Below are 19,633 nucleotides of genomic sequence, written 5' to 3'. Positions count from 1 at the left end.
AAAATGTACGCATCAATGGCACGCAGCGATCAGCCCTTCACCGACGTTTTTCCACTCCTCGCTCGGGCTGTCTCCATTAAGTGCGGCGGCCTTGAGCAGCAGGCTTGCCGACAGGCCAGTACTGATGCAACACGCCTGGCAGCGCATGACCCAATCTACGTCTTGCATCGTGGTGGCGCGTCCTGAAGGCAGTTGCGCTGTCAGGCAACTCACTTGCTCAACGTTCCAGCCCAGCAGATGGGCCAACAGTTCGTTGGCTGTCTCTGCTGAATGTTGCGACAGGTCTTGATTGGTGAGTTGGAAGTAGTGCAACAGGTTCTCTTCTGACTGCGCCTGATGTCTTGCGCAATGACTGAACCGTTCGAGTAAATACAGCGTTTGAGGCTTAAGCGTTCCCGAACTGTTCGAGGCTAACCACGTGGGGTGGTCCATCAATGTCTGTAGCGTGCTGCTGCTCAGATGTAAGTTCTGGCAGGCTTGCGCGGTGCGAAGCACGCGTGCCAGCAACGGGGAGACTTCGCCGTCAGGTGCGATGATGGCCTCGACAATTTCCTTGGCATTCGTCTCGGCCATTTTCATCACACAGGGGGAATACTCGGCGGGCAAGTCAGCGATATCGTGCAGCAGTGTTTCTACCAGGCGTTGGTCGTCTCTGGTGAGCTTGGCGTGCTCTCGAAGTGCGGCCAGTCGGTTTTCCAGAGTTTGATTCAACGGTAAGTCATCTCTGGAAGTGTCGAACAGGCGACACCACGCCAGCACATCGAGATGGTTTTGCTTGAGCCAGTCCACTGCCCAATCCATCGCCATCAGTACATCGAGAATGTCTGGGGACGTAGTGTCCAGTGCCCCCGTCACCAACGCCCGACAGAACTTATCCCCACCGAGTAACCGAGCCAGTTCCGTGCACTCAAGAGGCGACAGTCCGAACATCCGCGCGATACGGGCCTGACGGTAGAGCGAGGAGATCGTCGGCAAATCCTGTTTCAATGGCAGGTATTTTTCAGTCTGTTTCACAAGCAGCAACAACGCATCTTCAGTGATGGCAAGTCCCAGGCCCGCGCCGAGGTAGCTGAGCGTCTTCAGGTCGGTGATTTCGAGATCCGTCGCCTGCCCTTCCCACGCAGGGCTTTCGAGCAGACGGGTGCGATTGAATACCTGGTCAAACAACGAAACACGCTCTGCGCTAGCGCGAGTCGGCATTTCGCTGATGAGCGCGGCAAACTCGTCTGGTGTGATGCCATGGCGCCGCGTCATGTACTGATAGACCCCGAGCGCCCGCAAGGTATTGGCGCTGAGTGTCATCGCGGTGTTGACTTCCGAATACATGATATTGATGAGCAACGTATCCAGCTCGGCAAAGGGAATGCCCGTCCATTGCTGCAGGCGGATCATTTGCTGCATGCGGTCGAAACGTTCGAAGGACTCGTGGCTGAACCCTTGCTTGTCCCTCTGGGTTTCAAGCGCGAGGGCAGAGGAGGTGTCGGGCCCATTGATGTAAGTAGAGCCTTGGCGGTTACGAGTCGAGGGCGGGATATGGGTTGAGGAGCGAGCGCTGTATCTGCCATGCCCCAGTAGTTGCTCGACCTGTTCCGTCGATAGCCCGGTGCGCTCCCTGAAGCATTTGAGGTCTCGCAGGCCTGCGAGATCTTTGGTGCCATAGGCTTCTTCCAGTGCCTCGAAATCTAGATCCGAAGCGAGCGGTGCGAGCAAGATTTCCTGCTGCTGCGGACTGAGCCCTGAAAGCAGCGTTTGCGCCTCGCTGGGTGGTTGCGAAACGTGCCCGTACGGTGAGCCGTCCTGGCAAAACGGCAGCTTGAGACTGATCCTGTAATTCACTTCGCCCAAGGTGGGTTTACCTGAGCCCAACCCAAGCAGGCATTGCTGATGATGAAGGTCATAGGGCAGTGAAAAGGGATAGTGTGCGCTGGCCAAGGCCTGATGGACCGTTGTGTCCTCATCGAGACTGGCCTCGATATGGCTGCGCAACGTGTCGTTGACGATGTTGAGCATGGGGCGTGGAACCAAGGCGCTCTGTGGATCGAGCATCAGTGTGTCGAGATCCGGTCGACGTGATGCCAGGGATATCTTGCGGCTATCCGTGGAGCTGTCTTCCAGCCGCCTGGCGAACCGGTACAGCGCACGCAGGTAGGCCACGGGCGAGTCGATCGCGGCGATGTCACCGTCTTTGCAGAATTGATCCCAGTTTTCCTGGAACAGCGCTTGATAGCTGATCGGCCCGGATGTTGGGTCTGAATCAAGACTGCGTCGAACACGGCGGGTATTGCTGGAGGAGAGTTGATGCTCCAAGTACAAGCGACTGATCCTTCGGGCATGGCCCTGCGCGTTGTCGTAGGCCTGCTCGGCATTTGCATCGCAGTACCTGGCGACTTCCTGGGCGAACTGCGCCTTGCTCATGCGCACAATGTCGAACACCGATGTCACGCCCATTTGTTCCAGGGCGGTTGTCAAAGCGGTTTTTGTGGCGTCCTCGCCGTCGTGGGAGCCAACGAGCCTGTGCAACAGTAAGTTGTTGCTTACGTCCATGTGGGGGCCTCTCCTGTGCGAACGGAATGTGCTTGTCCAAGCGAAAACCGTACAGGAGTGGGCCAAGAAAGGCGGTAGGACGAGAGGCGGGAGATTTGTACGAAAGAGCGATTTGTGGGGTGCGCTGAGGCAAACCCTGTGGGCGCGGGCTTGCTCGCGATGGCGGTGGCTCAGTGAACTTCAATGCTGGCTGGTCTGACGCCTTCGCGAGCAAGCTCGCTCCCACAGTGGGTCATGCAGATATCGAGGCGGGTGTTAGACGCGGAAGTGGCTCACCATCATCTGCAACTGATTGCCCAACCGCGCCAGTTCTACACTGGACGCAGCGGTCTCTTCGCTGGCGGCGGCGGTCTGTTCGGAGACGTCGCGCACGTTGATGATGCTGCGGCTGATCTCCTCAGCCACGGCGCTTTGCTGCTCGGCGGCGGCCGCGATCTGCTGGTTCATCGACTGGATGTTCGACACCGTGCGGGTGATGTTCTCCAGTGACACACCAGCCTTGCGGGTCAGGGCCACACTGCTGTCGGTGAGGTTGCGGCTGTTGTTCATCACCGCAGCCACTTGCTGGGTGCCGTTCTGCAGGCCGGCCACCAGGCCTTCGATTTCCTCGGTGGATTTCTGCGTACGCTGGGCCAGGCCACGGACTTCGTCGGCGACGACCGCGAAGCCACGGCCTGCTTCACCGGCGCGGGCGGCTTCGATGGCGGCGTTGAGCGCCAGCAGGTTGGTCTGTTCGGCCACGGCCTTGATCACGTCCATCACCGCGCCGATTTTGTCGCTTTCCTGTTGCAACACGGTCATCGCATCGGTAGAGCGCACCACTTCGCTGGCCAGTCGCTCGATCTGGGCGATGGCTTCGCTGACCACCTGATCGCCGGCGCGGGCTTCACCGTCGGCGGCGGCCGCGGCCTGGGAGGCTTCCTCGGCGTTGCGCGCCACTTCCTGGACGGTAGCGGTCATCTCGTGCATGGCGGTCGCGACCTGATCGGTCTCGACTTTCTGGCTGTTGACCCCGGCGCTGGTCTGCTCGGTCACGGCAGACAGTTCTTCGGCGGCGCTGGCGATCTGGGTCACGCCATCGCGGATGCCGCTGATCAGGTCACGCAGGGTCACGCCCATGCGGGCGATGCCTTGTTGCAGCACACCCAATTCATCGCGGCGGGTGACAACAACGTTCTGCGACAGGTCGCCGCTGGCAATGCGTTCGACCACGGCCAGGGTTTCGCGCAGTGGGCCGGTGATCTGACGCGTAATGATCACGGCGGCAATGACGCCGACCAGCAGCGCCAATAGGGTGCTGATCAATTGCAGGGTGCGGGCCTCGGCGCTTTCGGCGTCGCGGCGGTCGAGTTGGATCTGGTACAGCTGCTCGCTTAGGGCCACGATGGTCGCGCCCTGGTCGGTCATCTCCTTGCGTGCCTGTACCACATCGGCGGTGGCCAGCTTGAAAGCCTGCACAGCGCTGCGGTATTGGGTCAGGGCGTTTTCCAGCTGGCGCAGTTCATCCTGGCGGGTGCTGGAGAAAAGTTCATTCAATGGCTTGAGCGAAGCGATGGCGGCGTCCAGTTGGGCGACGGCCTTGCGTTCAGTGTCGGCGTTGCTGTTGGTGGTGTAGCCGCGCACTTCATAGCGGGCCAGCATGAAGGCCTGCTTGGCCTCGGTGATGGCCTGGAACTGGGCGAAACGCTCATCGCTGAGGGCCATCTGGCGCACGTCGGCGTCGATGGTCTCGATCAGCTTGTGGGCGACCTCTGCGTTGGTACCCATGACATCGCGGGCGCTGTTGCCGGTGCGGTAGGCGCTGCGCATCTTATTCAGGGACACCTGATAGGCGCCGATGACTGCGCTCTGCTCCTTGAGCAGCTTGACGTTTGCCGGGCTCTTGAAGCTGCTGAGCAAGGCGTTCTGTTGCGCCACGAAACCATCGAGGGTGGTCTGCACATTTTGTGCGACGGTCTCGTCACCGTTGGCCAGCATGTATTGCAGGCGAACGACGCGCAGCTTGGTCAGGCCGGCGTTGAGCTGGGTGATGTCGCTCATCCAGTTACTGCGATCGATCAGCCCGCCGAGGCTGGTCCAGCTGGTCAGGGCCAGCAGGCAGGTCAGTACCAGCACCAGGCCAAAGCCCAGGCCCAATTTCATGTTGACGCTAATGTTGCCAAACCAGCTGTTCATCAATTCCTCCAGGAACGTTGTGCTGCTTGATCGTCGGTACGCTGGAAGATTGTTGTTGTTAAGAGCCAGCAAGAACATGTAACAGGGCTATATCGGCGACGGCCCCCGGATCTGAAGTTTTTTTTCACATCGCTTTCACTGCCTGCCTACGTTGGCCTCTCTACTGTCGCGCCATCGAATCACTGGGTGGATGCCGTCGGGGCGGCTTGATGTGGAACTGAGACTGAGTTTTTTCGGCCTGGCGCGCTCGATCGATACGAGTCGCTTCGCCCGTTACCAAAACACGATGGTCGTGCTGGCTTCGGCGCTGCTGGTCATCCCGCTGGTCTTCTGGCTGCTCAGCCCGGCGGCGGTGCCGGACCTGGCCCATGGCAACGTCGCTGGCGCCCGGGCCTTGGCCGAGGGCTGGGCCAAGGGCGAGATGATTGTACTGGTGCGCCATGTCGAGCGCTGCGACCACGCCAAGGCTGCGTGCCTGAATGACCGCGAAGGCATCACCGATCGCGCCCGTGCCGTTGCGGTGGGCCTCGGTGCCCGGTTCGAACAACTGGGCCTGGACAATGTCGACCTCTACAACAGCCCACGGGTGCGCACGGCACAGACGGCGGGGTACATGTTCAACAAGGTGAGTGCCGGTGACGATTGGCTGTTCAACTGCCGACACGATCTGCTGCGCAATGCCTTGGCCCACAAGGTGGCCGGGCGCAACCTGATCCTGGTCACCCCCAGCGAATGCATGCAGGCGATGGAAGCCGCGCTCCAGCGCCCGACTTCCTCGTTCGGCTATGGGGCTTCGGTGTTCGTTTCCAGCGCCCAGCCACAAGCGCCACGATTGCTCGGTTTTATCGAAGCCTCCGATTGGCGCTCGGTGACATTCCAATAACTTTCCCCTCGATCAGGACCGCTCATGCTGACGTCTGCACGCGCCCGTTTCTACGGGCTCAACCTCGGAATTCCCCTGGCCTGTGCCGCCGTGGTGTTCCTGCTGTTCGATCTGACCCGTATCGACATCGCCATCAGCGATCTTTTCTACGACCCGTTGCACCGAGTCTTTGCGTTGCAGCACGAGCGCCTGTTCGAGCAAATCACCCACAAATGGGCGAGGGTCATTCCGAACTGGACGGGCGAGGCGGCGATTGTCGGTGCACTGCTGTCGTTTATCTGGCCGCTGTTCAAGCCTGAGAAACACCCCGCATTGCTTCGTGTGCTGGACAAGGCCAGGTTGACCAAACCGCTGCGTGTTGCCCACAGGCACCGTCGCGAATTTCTCTATGTGGTCTTCGCCTTTTCCCTCAGCACCGGCGTCATCCATTACCTCAAGGGCCACACCAGCGTGTATTGCCCGGTGGAAACCACCCAATACGCCGGCAAGATCGAGCACAGGGAGTGGTTCCAGAATTTCGACCTGCTGAAGGTCGCCGGCGACGGCCGCTGCTGGCCCGGCGGTCATGCATCCGGCGGCTTCACGATGTTGGCGCTGTATTTCATCGCCCGCCGCTACCGCTGGCGTCACTCCAAAGCTGTGATGTTTGGGGCGTTGGCCTTGGGGTTTGTCTATGGCACGACGCGAGTCCTACAGGGCTGGCACTACATGTCCCACACTTTCTGGGCGGGGATCTTTGTCTGGTTGAGCTGTTGGCTGATGGCGTTGCTGTTTTATGGGCGAGCGGCCTTGGAACGGCCGGTGTCGGGCAACGCCCTTCGTCAGCCTGAACGCCAGGCAAAAAAAAGCCCGCTGGGAGCGCGGGCTAAAACCTTAGTTTCTTGAATGAGCGAGGGGACTTTACCGAATCACGCGGGGGCGTAGGGTGAAGAAAAGTTCATGGGGCCGGCGCCTTGCACGACCTCATGTCCTCCGACACTTTTCACCTGAGATCAAACCGATCCAGGTTCATCACCTTGACCCACGCCGCGATGAAGTCGTTGACGAACAGCTCTTGCGCATCCGCGCTGGCATAGACTTCGGCCAAGGCCCGTAGCTGGGCGTTGGAGCCGAAGACCAGGTCGACACGGGTGCCGGTCCATTTGACCTGGCCGGTCTCGCGGTCGCGGGCCTCAAAGGTTTCCTGAGTGTCAGAGAGTGGTTTCCATTCCACCCCCATGTCCAGCAGGTTGACGAAAAAGTCATTGCTCAACGTCCCTGGCCGGTGGGTAAAGACACCGTGCGCCGTATGGCCGACGTTAGTATCCAGTACCCGCAGACCGCCGATCAGCGCCGTCATTTGCGGGGCGCTGAGGGTCAGCAGTTGTGCCTAGTCGATCAGCAGCGCCTCGGCAGCCACGCGGTACCGCCCCTGGAGGTAGGTGCGAAAAGCATCGGCGAGGGGCTCGAGAAAACCGAACGACTCGACGTCCGTCTGCTCCTGGCTTGCGTCCATGCGCCCCGGTGCGAACGGAACCGTCACGCTGAGCCCGGCATTTTTCGCCGCCTGTTCAACACCGGCGCTGCCGGCCAGCACGATCAGGTCCGCCAGGGAGATTTTCTTGCCGTCGGATTGAGCGGCGTTGAACGCGCTCCGGACCTTGTCGAGGATCGCCAGCACTTGGGCCAGTTGCTCAGGCTGGTTGACTGGCCAATCCTTCTGCGGGGCCAGGCGTAGGCGGCCTCCATTGGCGCCTCCGCGTTTGTCGGAGCCGCGGAAGGTGGAAGCCGCAGCCCATGCCGTAGACACCAGCTGTGAAACCGTGAGACCCGAGGCCAACAGCTTGCCTTTCAGGGCGGCGACGTCGCTGTCGTCGACCAGCGGATGGTTGACCGCGGGAATAGGGTCTTGCCACAGCAGTTCTTCGTTGGGCAGTTCCGGGCCGAGGTAGCGTGAGAGCGGGCCCATGTCGCGGTGGATCAGCTTGAACCAGGCGCGGGCAAAGGCGTCGGACAGTTGCTCCGGGTTTTCCAGGAAGCGCCGGGAGATTTTTTCGTAGATCGGGTCGAAGCGCAGTGCCAGGTCGGTGGTCAGCATCGTTGGGTTGCGCCGTTTGGCCGGGTCGTGGGCATCGGGAATGATGCCCGCGCCCGCACCGTTTTTTGGCGTCCATTGGTGCGCGCCGGCCGGGCTCTTGGTCAGTTCCCACTCGAAGCCGAACAGGTTCTCCAGGTAGTTGTTGCTCCAGCGGGTGGGCGTGGTGGTCCAGGTGACTTCCAGGCCGCTGGTGATGGTGTCGGCGCCTTTGCCGGTGCCGAAGGTGCTCTTCCAGCCCAGGCCATGCAGCACCAGGCCGGCGGCTTCGGGCTCGGCACCGACATTATCCGCAGGTCCCGCGCCGTGGGTCTTGCCGAAGGCGGGGCCGCCGGCAATCAGTGCCACGGTTTCTTCGTCGTTCATCGCCATGCGGCCGAAGGTTTCGCGGATGTCCAGCCCGGCGGCGACCGGGTCCGGCTGGCCCTCGGGGCCCTCCGGGTTGACGTAGATCAGCCCCATCTGCACGGCGGCCAGCGGGTTCTCCAGATTGCGTCCGTCGTCAGTGCGGCTTTCTTCGTTGCCAGGCTCGGCGACCAATTGGCCTTCGCCGGGAACCTGCATGGCGGCTTTGTCGGGCTTGCCGTAGCGAACATCGCCCCCCAGCCATTTGTTTTCGGAACCCCAGTAGACGTCTTCATCGGGCTCCCAGACGTCGGCGCGGCCACCGGAAAAACCGAAGGTCTTGAAGCCCATGGACTCCAGCGCGACGTTACCTGTGAGGACGATCAGGTCGGCCCAGGAAATGTTGCGACCATACTTCTGCTTGATCGGCCACAGCAGCCGGCGTGCCTTGTCGAGGCTGACGTTGTCGGGCCAGCTGTTGAGCGGCGCAAACCGCTGCTGGCCGGAACCCGCCCCACCGCGTCCGTCACCGGTGCGGTAGGTGCCTGCACTGTGCCAGGCCATGCGGACAAACAGCGGCCCATAGTGGCCGAAGTCCGCCGGCCACCAGTCTTGCGAGTGGGTCATCAGTGCATTGAGGTCTTGTTTCAAGGCCTGGAAGTCCAGGCGCTTGAACGCTTGGGCATAGTTGAAATCCTCGCCCATGGGGTCGGACAGCGAGGAATGCTGGTGCAGGATCTTCAGATTCAGTTGGTTCGGCCACCAGTCGCGGTTCGTCGTGCCACCGCCAGCGGCGTGATTGAACGGGCATTTCGATTCGTTTGCCATGGGAAGCTACCTTTGGTCGTATTCATCCAGCTATCCAGCCCGGCCGGGCTTCGGATAGCGACAGGCGAAATAAATGACACAGGGCGCAGGGCTCACAGTTCGCTCAACTGATCGTGTGTGGCGACACGGCTAAATGGCCCACGACAAGCCCAATACGTTTCTGAGCGCTTCGTATCTCTTTGTCAGGTTTCACGGGCCGGATTGCACCAGCCTGAATTCAGGCTAGTTCCCCTTTGCCAGATAGCTAATAGGCGCAGTATTAACGCTCGATAGGGTCAATCTTTTAACGAGGCCAAGCGGTGAGGCAGATGATGGGAACGGTCAACCGATAAAACGCATCACTGTGCGTACCAAGGTCGAAGCCATTCACTTAAGAAAGTGATGAACCCGTGGCGAGGGAGCTTGCTCTCGCTGGGCCGCGAAGGGGCCCCACAATGTTGCGGCCGCTGCGCAACCGCGCGGGAGCATGCTCCCTCGCCACGGATTTTCGCTGCCTTAAATGAACAGTGTTGCGAACCTGCTCGTGCCTTACAGAAGTCTTTTTCCCCTGTGATTGTCGACGCTGTCTGTGAGACGCCTCTCTTTTTTGCATAGAAAGTTTCCGCTCTCTTGAACCGAAGGCGATATGCAGGGTCTGGTGTGCGCGCATGGCTGTGCATGCCTGCTGTCATTTCTGTTTCGAGGGATCGAACATGTCCGTATTTGCCTTAGGGACGAGGCTAGTCGTCGCGTCGCTGTGTTTTCTAGCGATGAACATTGCCGTCGCCGCGCCAACCCCCGGCGATACGGACCTGATCCGTGAGCGTCAGGACCGTCTGCTCGAAGAGCAGCGCCGACGTCTTGAAGAACTCAAGGACCTGCCTGGCAAGGAGGCGAAGCCGGCCCAGCCCACGGCACCTGTCGATACCCGTTGTTTCCCGATCAAGACCATAGAGCTCAAGGGCGCCGACGCCCTGTCCGAAAGCGAGCGCCAGCGCCTGCTCAAGCCCTTTCTCAACCAGTGCCTGGGCGTGCCGCAGCTTAACCAGTTGCTCAAAGTCATCACCGACCATTACCTGGAAAAAGGCCTGGTCACCAGTCGCGCCTACTTGCCGCAACAGGACCTGTCCAGCGGTCACCTGCAAGTGCTGGTGGTCGAGGGTCGCCTGGAAGGATTGAAAGGTGCCGAGAACAGTAAGCTGTCGGAGCGCGAGTTGGCGATGGCGTTTCCCGGCAAAACCGGCGAACTGCTCAACCTGCGTGAAATGGAGCAGATGGTCGATCAACTGAACCGTTTGCCGTCCAACCGTGCACAAATGGAACTGACGCCGGGGCAGAACATCGGCGGCAGCGAAGTGCGGGTCAACAACACCCCGCAAAAACCTTGGCGCGCCGGCCTGTCACGGCATAACGATGGGCAGAAAAGCACCGGCGAGCAGCAATGGGGCGCCTCCCTGGACTGGGACAGTCCCCTGGGCCTGGCTGACCAACTGGCCTTGCGCGGCGGCCACGATGCCGTCAGCGATCACCAGAAAACCTCGCGCAACGGCATGCTCTATTACAACTTGCCGTTTGGCTGGTGGAACCTGAGCTACACCTACAGCCAGAGCGAGTACCGCGCCGTGGGCCAGGCCAACGGCTTCAACTTCAAGCAGAGCGGCGACAGCCAGAACCACCAGGTGCGCCTGGAACGGGTGGTCCATCGCGATGCGGTGAGCAAGACCTCCCTCAACACGGGCCTGGCGTACCTGCGTACCAACAACTTCGTCGCCGACAGCAAGCTCGCCGGGAGCAGCAATCGCATCAGCGAGGCGCAGTTCGGCATCAACCATGGACGGCGGATTGGCAATGCCTTCGTCAACCTCGACCTGGGCCTGCAACAAGGTATTGGCGCCCTCGATGCCCAGGGCGATCACGAGCTGGGGCCTGGGCTGCCGGATGCACGCTATCGCAAATACACCGCCACCCTCAGCTACCTGCAACCCTTTGAACTGGGTGGCGAATCCTTCAGCTTCAGCAGCCTGATGACCGGCCAGCGCAGCGAAGACGTGCTGTTCAGCCCGCAGCGCATGAGCCTGGGTGGCCTGTCGTCGATTCGTGGCTACAAGGACCAGACATTGTCCGGCGACAGCGGCGGCTACTGGCGCAACGACCTGCGCTGGAGTCGTCCGGTGACACTGGAGTGGATGCGCCCGGTGTTCGCTGAATACGGCACCAGCCTTGGTTATGACCAGGGCGTGATTCGCGGTAATCGCTACAACGGCGACGAGCACGGGCGCATGTCGAGCAATTCGCTGGAGTTGTTCGCCCGTGGTGAACACCTGAACGCCAGCGTCACCTTCGCCCATTCCCTGGAACGCCCGGATGCCCTGACCGAGCGCGAAGCGCCGATCTATTTCCGCTTGGATGTATCCATCTAATTTTTGCTGCAACGAGACCTGATCATGGACGACCGCCAATACGCCTTCCTGGCCCGCCAGCCTTCTGCTGCCCTGAAAACCCGCGACGCCTTCTGGGGCATGCCCAAGCGTGGCCTGGCGTTCCTGCTGGTCAACGTCATGTTCTGGCAACCGATGTGGGCCCAGGCGGGTGGCATCGTGGTCAGCGCGCCGGGCACCAGCCTCGGCCAGGCCGGCAATGGCGTGCCGGTGGTCAACATCGCCAAGCCCAACGGCAGTGGTCTGTCCCACAACCAATTCAAGGACTACAACGTCGGCAGCAACGGCGTGATTCTCAACAACGCCACCAACCCCGCCCAGTCCACGCAACTGGGCGGGATCATCCTTGGCAACCCGAACCTCAAGGGTACGGCCGCGAAGGTCATCCTCAACGAAGTCAACGGCGGCAACCCGAGCCAATTGCGCGGCTACACCGAAGTGGCGGGGCAGTCGGCCCATGTGATCGTCGCCAATCCCTACGGCATCCCTTGCAATGGCTGCGGTTTCATCAACACACCGAAGGCGACCCTGACCACGGGCAAACCGATCATCGAAAACGGCCAGGTGGGTCGCTATCAGGTGGACCAGGGCAGCGTTGCGATTGAAGGCGCGGGCCTGAATGCGAACAACGTTGACCGCTTCGAAATCATTACTCGCAGCGCCAAGATCAACGCCGAGATCCAGGCGAAGAACCTGACCATCGTGGCCGGGCGCAATGATGTTAATGCCAATACCCTGAATGCCACTGCCCCTGCCGATGAGGGCAGCGCCAAACCGGAGTTGGCCATCGACTCCTCGGCGGTGGGCGGCATGTATGCCGGGGCGATCAAGTTGGTGGGCACCGAAGCGGGTGTCGGGGTGAAGCTGGACGGCAAGATGGTTGCCAGTGGCGGGGATATTCAACTCGATGCCAATGGTCATTTGAGCCTGGCGCAGACCACGGCGGCAGGCGCCGTCGAGATCAAGGCTCAAAGCCTGGACGCCCAAGGGACGATCTATGCCGGCAGCCATGTCCAGGCGACGACCAAGGGCGCTCTCAGCAACCAGCGCGCCATCGCGGCGCGCGAGAAGGTCACGCTGACCACCGACGGCCAGCTCAACAACCTCGGCATCATTGAAGCGGGCGTCAACGTCGATAACACCCGCAACCAGGTTGGCGATGTCGTGCTGACCGCGGCGAATATCGACAACCGCGGGAAGAGTGTCATCGCCAGTCGCGACTTGAAAGCCACGACCACGCAGACCCTCGACAATCGCGGCGGTACTTTTTCCGCCGGCAAGAGCCTGACGCTGAACAGCAAGGACATCGATAACCGCGCCGGCACGCTTGTCAGCCAAGGCAAAATTCAAGCATCGGCCACTGGGGCGTTGGATAACTATGATAAAGGGATCATCGCCAGCAACGGCGAGCAGACCCTGGTCGCCGGGGCGCTGAAGAACAGCGCTGGCATCATCAGCAGCAACGACTTCCTGAAGCTCGAAGCGAAAACCCTGGATAACAGCGGCGGCAAGATTGCCTCCGACGCGGCACTGACCCTTAGGGGCGGCAATGTTGAAAATAGCGCAGGACAAATCACCAGCCAGGGTGATCTCGTTGCCACGCTGAAAAGCTTCAACCAGCAGGATGGCAAATTGGTCAGCCAGGGGAAACTGACCCTGACCGCAGACCGCATCAACAACAGCGACGATGGTTATATCGCCTCGGTCAAGGCGATGAGCCTGACCGCTTACCAGCAACTGCTCAATAACAGCGAGGCGATCATCAGTACTGAGCAGGGACTGACGATCAGCGGCGGCGGTCTCGATAACACCAAAGGCAGTCTGCTCAGCCAAGGTGACCTGAACGTCGATATCACCGGGGATTTCCTCAACCAGGATGGCAGCGCCATCACCCAGGCCGGGAACGTGGATATCGAGGCGAGCAGTCTCGATAACCGTGGCGGTGTTCTTGCCAGTGTCGGCGGTTGGCTGAAAGCCACGTTGGACAAAGTGTTGGATAACGGCGAGTCGCTTGCCTCGGCAGACGCAGCTGGCTTGATCCAGGCACAGTCCGTCGATCTCGATGCGAAACAAGCGGTGCTCAATAATGGCGGGCAGGTTTCGGCTTTGTCCGATGACGTTGATATCACCACCGCCACGCTTGAAAACCGCAACGGTGCAGTGCTCGCCAAACAGGCCCTGACTGTCCGTGCTCAGAATCTGGACAACAGCGACGGACGCGCAGCGGCAAACGCCATTGATTTCGGTTTGACCGGGGCTCTGAACAACCAGCGCGGTCTGGTGGATGGCTCCAATGGCCTGCTGGTCCGTGCTGCGTCAGTTGATAACCAGGGCGGCAAGTTGCGCTCGGTGGGCAAGCTGGGGACCGCGACGCTAACGGTTGATCAACTGCTGGACAACCAGGGCGGCGTCATTGAAGCGGCCACCCAGAATCTGTCCTTGCAGATGGCAGGCTTCAACAATGCTGGCGGCAATGTTCGTCATGTGGGCACCGGCACTTTAGCTGTGGACCTCGCCAGGTTCAGCAACATCGGCGGCAGCCTGATGACCTCAGGCACCCTGACCGTCGACGCGGCGCGTTGGGACAACAGCTCGGATATCCAAGCCAATGTCCTGAACCTGAAGGTGGGCCAGCTCAATCAGACCAGTAGCGGCAAGTTGATCGCGGTGCAAAGCCTGCTGGCCACGGGCGGCACCTGGAATAACGCGGGCATCATCAGCAGCGACGTTGATTTGGATCTTAAGCTGACCGGCGCTTATGTCGGCACCGAAAACGGCCGCCTCAGCAGTGTCGATCAATTCGATCTGAGCGCCGCCAGCCTCGATCTCTCCAGCGGCTCGCGCCTGGCCGGCGGTGGCATGACCACCATCACCAGTCTCGGTGCGCTGAATAATGCCGGCCGGATCACTGGCGGTGGCAAGTTCTCCCTGGCCGCCACGAGCCTGGTCAATACGGGCACGCTGGGTGGCGCCGACACCGTCGAACTGGCTGCCAACGAGGCCCGTAACGATCGCGGCCTGATCTTCAGCGGCGCGGACATGGCCCTGCGCTTCAACCGCTTCACCAACTATCATGCGGACGTCTACAGTCTGGGGGCACTGAGTGTTGCAGCTCAAGATGGCATCGCTCGCAGCGTGCTGCTGGAGAACATCTCCGGCACCCTTGAATCGGCAATGGACATGTCGCTGCGCAGCGACACCCTGATCAATCGCAAGGACGTCTTCTCTACCACCGATGAGCTGGTGTCGGGCTCCATCAGCGTCAAATGCTATGACTGCGGTGGTGACCACCACAACGTCGACTATATAGCCCGGGAGACCTACCAAAGCGCAGTGCTTGAAGACTCGGCCAGTGCCACGTTGATGAGTGGGGCGAAGCTGACTGTTGATGGCTCTGCGGTGACCAACCAATACAGCGTGATGGCCTCGGCTTCCGACCTGCTGATTACCGCCGACAACTTCGCCAACGTTGGCGCTGCTTCCGGCACCAGCGTCAGGACGCGGACCTGGAACACCGGCCGGGTCACCGATGGCACCGACGAGCGTGTCCGCAGCAGGGTCATCGTTCCCTACAACGCCCAGGCCAACCCGAAACCACTGCCGGTCGATGCGTTGCACCGTTTCCGCCAGGTGGGTGATATCACGATCGTAACGCCAGGGGAGTCGCTGGCGCCGTCGGTTGTTCAATCGGGCGGCAACATCAGCATCCAGGCTACGCAGCGCCTGGAGAACAGTAGCATCGTGCAGTTCCAGGCACCGCTGGCGGGCGCCACCAAGTCAGCGGCCACCGATGTGGCCAGCGCCGCACAGCCAGCGGTCGTGGTGCTCAACCCGCAGGTACCGCCGGCTCTGGCCCAACAACAAGTCAACCCGCCCACCATGCCCGGGATCACCTTGCCGACTGGCGAGAATGGTTTGTTCCGTGTCGTCGACAGCGCGGCCGCCGCGCAAGACAGCCACGAGCAGAGCCGGGCCACCGTCCAGGGCTCCGACGCCAGCCGGGTCATCTCCGGCCCCAAATACCTGATTGAAACCAACCCCGCGCTGACCGACCTCAGGAAGTTCATGAGCTCGGACTACTTGCTGGGAAACCTGGGTTATGACCCCGACACCAGCTGGAAGCGCCTGGGCGATGGTTTGTATGAACAACGCCTGATCCAACAGGCGGTGCTGGCCCGCACTGGGCAGCGTGTCATAGCCGGACAGACCAGCGACGAAGGCATGTTCAAGTACCTGATGAACAACGCCATCGCCAGCAAGGAACAACTGAACCTGGCCCTTGGCGTGACCCTGACGTCGCAACAAGTCGCCGCGCTGACCCACGACATCGTCTGGATGGAAGACCAAGTCGTCAATGGCCAACATGTCCTGGTGCCGGTGCTCTACCTGGCACAGGCCAACAACCGGCTGATGGCCGATGGCGCGTTGATCCAGGGCAAGAACCTCACCCTGATGGCGGGCACCGACCTGAAGAACGCCGGGACGCTGCGTGCCAGCGAGAACCTCTCGGCGGCAGCCGGGAACAATCTGATCAACACGCGCCTGGCCGAGGCTGGCGAGCGGCTCAAGTTGGTCGCGGGCAAAGACCTGGTCAACATGCAAGGCGGCATCCTCAAAGGCAAGGACGTCGAGCTCTCGACCTTGACCGGCGACATCCGCAACGACCGGACCATCACCACCCTTGAGAACAGCGGCAAGGGCTTCAGTTCGAAAACCTCCGTTGTCGACAACGCCGCGCGCATCGAGGCCGGCAACAACCTCACCCTGCGTGCTGCGGGCGATCTGCTCAACGTGGGCGGCGCGATCACGGCGGGCAACACCGCGGATTTGAGTGCGGGCAAAGACGTTGTCATCTCCGCGGCTCGCGAAGAAAGCGGCTCGATGCGTCAGGACAAACGCCACTTCTGGGAGCAGAGCCAGACCGTTCAGCACGCCAGTGAAGTCAAGGCGGGCGGCGACCTGAGCGTCACCGCCGGCAACAACCTGACCGTGGTCGCCAGCCATCTCCAAGCCAAAGGCGATATCAACCTGAGCGGCAACGAGGTCGCCCTGATCTCGGCGGCGAACGAGAATTCCAGCGAGTACCGCTACAAGCGCAGCGGCAAGAAGATCAACAAGGAAGAAGACCATGTCTCGCAGCAGGCGACCACCCTCGATGCCGGAGGGGATGTAAGGGTTGCTGCGCGCAATGATCTGTTGATGGTCGCGAGCAAGATTGCGGCGGGTAACGAGGCGTATCTGGTGGCGGGTAAGCAGCTGAGTCTGCTGGCTGAGCAGAATCGTGATTACTCGCTGTATGACATGAAGAAAAAGGGGAGCTGGGGCAGCAAAGCCGCACGACGCGATGAGGTGACGCAACTCACCCATGTCGGAAGCGAGATCAGCACCGGGGGCGACCTGATATTGGTCAGCGGTGGCGATCAGACCTATCAAGTGGCGAAGCTGCAAAGCGGCAACGACCTGATCATCGACAGCGGCGGGCGCATCACCTTCGAAGGGGTCAAGGACTTCCACGACGAGAGCCATACCAAGAGCAAAAGCGACCTGGCCTGGTACAAGATGAAAGGCGAGGGGCGAACCGACGAAACCTTGCGCCAGAGTGCTCTGGTTGCCCAAGGAAAGTTGGTGATCAAGGCCGTCGATGGGCTACGCATCGATGTCAAACAAGTGGATCAGCAGAGCGTCAGCCAAACCATCGATGCAATGGTGAAGGCTGAACCGGAACTGGCCTGGATGAAAGAGGCCCAGGCGCGTGGCGACATTGACTGGCGCCAGGTGAAGGAAATCCACGACAGCTTCAAGTATGACAACTCCGGTCTGGGAGCCGGGGCCAAGATCGCCATCGCGATTTTGATGTCGTTCATCATGGGGCCGGCAGGTTTCGGACTGTCGGGCACCAATCTCGCGGTCGCCACCAGCCTGAGCACCACGGCGGTTACAAGCACCATTGAGAACAAAGGCAACCTGGGACTTGCGCTGAAGGAAACAGTCAGCGCCGATAGCCTGAAAAGTGCGGCGATTGCCGGTTTTACCGCCTATGCATCCGCATACGCGGACCAAGAATGGTTTAGTAGTACCGACAGCTCCAGCACGACCACTCAAGGCGTCGAGCCGTCGACGGGCTCGGCGGGGTCGGCAGGGTCGGCATCGAGCGCGAGTAATTCCTGCAAGGATATCTTCCGTTGGAACACCGCGACTGACACTGCAATCCGCACAACCGGGCAAGCAGTGATCTCCAGCAGTATCTCCACCGCGATCGGTGGTGGCAGCTTTGGCAGCAATTTCAATGCTGCCCTGCTGGGAGAGGCCGGCAATGTGGCGATGGCGACCGGCTTCAACTGGGTGGGCGATACCATCAAGTTCCCCGATGGCGGCCCACAGAAAATTGTTGCCCACGCGATCATGGGTGGCCTGCTGGCTGAGCTGACGGGCAGCGACTTCAAGACCGGTGCGGTTGCCGCCGGTTTGAATGAAGCGCTGATTCCTGGCATGGCCAAGGTGGCGGGTGAAAACAAAGATCTGCAACTGATGCTGTCGCAACTGACGGGGCTTCTGGCAGCGGCTGCGGTCGATGGCGACCTGAATACAGGTTCGACGATCGCCAAGAAAGCGACGGAATTCAACTATCTGTTCCATGCCGAACTGGTCGAAAGAGAACAGAAGCTCAACACCTGCGCCTCCCCAGCGGATTGCCAATCCGTTAGGGACTATTACAACAACCTTGATACGACTCGGAACAAAGAGTTCGGACAGTACTGCCGGAATAACCCGGCTAGCTGTTTGCAGGTGACGAAGCAGTTGGTGGATGAGATTCCAGCCAATGAGAAGATGCTGTATGACGGCAGGAGCGCCGGGCTCGATCGTTCGGCAGCGCTTTGGGAAATTACTCGAAGTAACGAGCGGGCCATCAATACCGGCATCATCGAGAAGACGCGTACCGATAAAGGCGATGGGGCTGCCTTACTGACGGAGCTTGCGGCGGATGGATTGAGTCAGGACCGGGGGCTGTTCTCGTCGACGGCTGGGGGTAAGGGTGGTACAACCGGGGTTAAGGTTGGGGTTGTAGGAAAGGATGGAACAAAAGGTGTCGGTGCCGCTGGGAGCGATGCTGAAAAGACTGTGACAGTCAGTAAAAGCCGCTTTCCTGAGTCAGCGCAACACATCGAGGATGCTATTGAGGCGGGTAAGCCTGGTACTCTGACCATAGATCGCGCGAATGCAGCATCACGTAGACGTGACTCTTTGCGGGGTGTTGAAACCAAACCAGGCCTTGATCGTGATGAATATCCGCCTGCAATGTTTCAAGAAGGTGGTCAAGGCTCTTCAGTGAAACATATCAACCCTAGCGATAATCGTGGGGCTGGCGCTTGTATTGGTGCTCAATGCAGAGAGCTGCCAAACGGAACGAAGATTCGAATAGATGTGGTGGATTAAAATATGACTAGCTTGGATACCTTACTATCGAACGCAAGTTCATCTTTGAGCGAGCATGAACCAAAAATATTAGATCTATCGCATGGGTTGCTAGGTACATTAGCTGATCAGTTTTTTGGAATGCTGCGCAGGCGTAACGGTTTTTATGCTTTCGAAAGCGCTTTGCACGTATTTCCAACACACTCTAATCAGCAAGAAATAGGAGTTTATGACTGGAATTCGGATGCTCTGTGGCGCAGCGGCTACAAAGGTATGGCCGATGGATGTCTTTTTTTTGCTGAGGATGTTTTTGGTGGGCAGTTCTGTTTTAAAGATGGCAAAATCTATATTTTTGACCCGGAAACAGGTTCGCTAGAGTACTTGGCTGACGATGTTGAAAGCTGGGCAAAAAGTATTCTCGTGGATTTTGATGTGCTTACAGGGCATCCGCTGGCGAATCAATGGCAAAAGCAGAATGGTCAAATTCCTGCGGGGAAGCGTCTGTTGCCAAAAGTGCCTTTTGTGCTTGGCGGTGAGTTCGTGCTGGATAATTTGTATTTGGCTGATGCTGTGGAAGGGATGAAGCTTAGAGCTGATATAGCTAGTCAAATCAGAGACCTGCCAGATGGTGCTCAGATTAAATTCAGTGTTAAAGATTAATTGTTAGAAGTGGGGTGAAAGGGGCTGAATAGAATTGAAAATCGACTCAAAAGGGAAGGATTTGAATGCCACCCTAGCGGATTGCCTATCCCTCAGGGACTATTACACCAACCTCGATACGGCTCGGAGCAAAGAGTTCGGACAGTATTGACGGAACAACCCAACAGGTTGTTGTAAGTAACATGACAGCTGGCGGATGAGATTCCAGCCAATGAGGAGATGCTGCATGACGGCAGGAGCGCCGGGCTCGATCGTTCGGCAGCGCTTTGGGAAATTACTCGAAGTAACGAGCGG

Annotated in this window: 7 protein-coding genes and 2 pseudogenes; 5 read left to right on the top strand and 4 right to left on the bottom strand. The window is 59.7% G+C overall.

The window, feature by feature from the left end:
- Window positions 1–12: 12 nt before the first annotated feature.
- From HGO40_RS16895 to HGO40_RS30880, 3 genes and pseudogenes are all read right to left on the bottom strand, one after another.
- Window positions 13–2,544, bottom strand: coding sequence for a Tc toxin subunit A (locus HGO40_RS16895; RefSeq protein WP_250963935.1), 2,532 nt, complete (start codon window positions 2,542–2,544; stop codon window positions 13–15).
- Window positions 2,545–2,799: 255 nt separating this feature from the next.
- The gene (locus HGO40_RS30885) at window positions 2,800–3,504 is read right to left on the bottom strand and encodes a methyl-accepting chemotaxis protein (protein WP_434576621.1); all 705 of its coding nucleotides are present in this window, start codon (window positions 3,502–3,504) and stop codon (window positions 2,800–2,802) included.
- A 201-nt stretch (window positions 3,505–3,705) separates the two neighbouring features.
- A pseudogene (locus HGO40_RS30880) lies at window positions 3,706–4,584 on the bottom strand (methyl-accepting chemotaxis protein); the annotation flags it as partial.
- 325 nt (window positions 4,585–4,909) lie between these two features.
- On the opposite strand from HGO40_RS30880, the gene pmrG reads away from it, so the two are divergent.
- Both pmrG and HGO40_RS16880 read left to right on the top strand, forming a co-directional pair.
- Window positions 4,910–5,602, top strand: coding sequence for a lipopolysaccharide core heptose(II)-phosphate phosphatase PmrG (pmrG, locus tag HGO40_RS16885; protein ID WP_250963933.1), 693 nt, complete (start codon window positions 4,910–4,912; stop codon window positions 5,600–5,602).
- Window positions 5,603–5,626: 24 nt separating this feature from the next.
- Window positions 5,627–6,487 (top strand): phosphatase PAP2 family protein, encoded by an 861-nt coding sequence (locus HGO40_RS16880; RefSeq protein WP_250963932.1) that lies wholly within the window; start codon window positions 5,627–5,629, stop codon window positions 6,485–6,487.
- 97 nt (window positions 6,488–6,584) lie between these two features.
- Here HGO40_RS16880 and katG read toward each other — a convergent pair.
- Window positions 6,585–8,849, bottom strand: a pseudogene (katG, locus tag HGO40_RS16875) (catalase/peroxidase HPI).
- Between the two features lie 692 nt (window positions 8,850–9,541).
- On the opposite strand from katG, the gene HGO40_RS16870 reads away from it, so the two are divergent.
- Genes HGO40_RS16870 through HGO40_RS16860 form a run of 3 tightly spaced genes read left to right on the top strand, consistent with a single transcriptional unit; the run spans window position 9,542 to window position 19,339 of the window.
- Entirely contained in the window at window positions 9,542–11,248 is a 1,707-nt protein-coding gene (locus HGO40_RS16870; protein ID WP_284739142.1) for a ShlB/FhaC/HecB family hemolysin secretion/activation protein, read from the top strand.
- A gap of 24 nt (window positions 11,249–11,272) precedes the next feature.
- On the top strand, window positions 11,273–18,700 hold the full coding sequence (locus HGO40_RS16865) for a two-partner secretion domain-containing protein (protein ID WP_250963931.1): 7,428 nt from the start codon (window positions 11,273–11,275) through the stop codon (window positions 18,698–18,700).
- 3 nt (window positions 18,701–18,703) lie between these two features.
- Window positions 18,704–19,339: an SMI1/KNR4 family protein gene (locus tag HGO40_RS16860; protein ID WP_250963930.1), complete on the top strand. Its 636-nt coding sequence runs from the start codon at window positions 18,704–18,706 to the stop codon at window positions 19,337–19,339.
- Window positions 19,340–19,633 lie beyond the last annotated feature (294 nt).

Origin of the sequence: Pseudomonas sp. CG7 (assembly GCF_023701885.1) — a bacterium.
GTDB classification, from domain to species: domain Bacteria; phylum Pseudomonadota; class Gammaproteobacteria; order Pseudomonadales; family Pseudomonadaceae; genus Aquipseudomonas; species Aquipseudomonas zanjanensis.
Note: the sequence above shows the minus strand (reverse complement) of the source record. Positions and strands in the feature narration are given on the sequence as shown.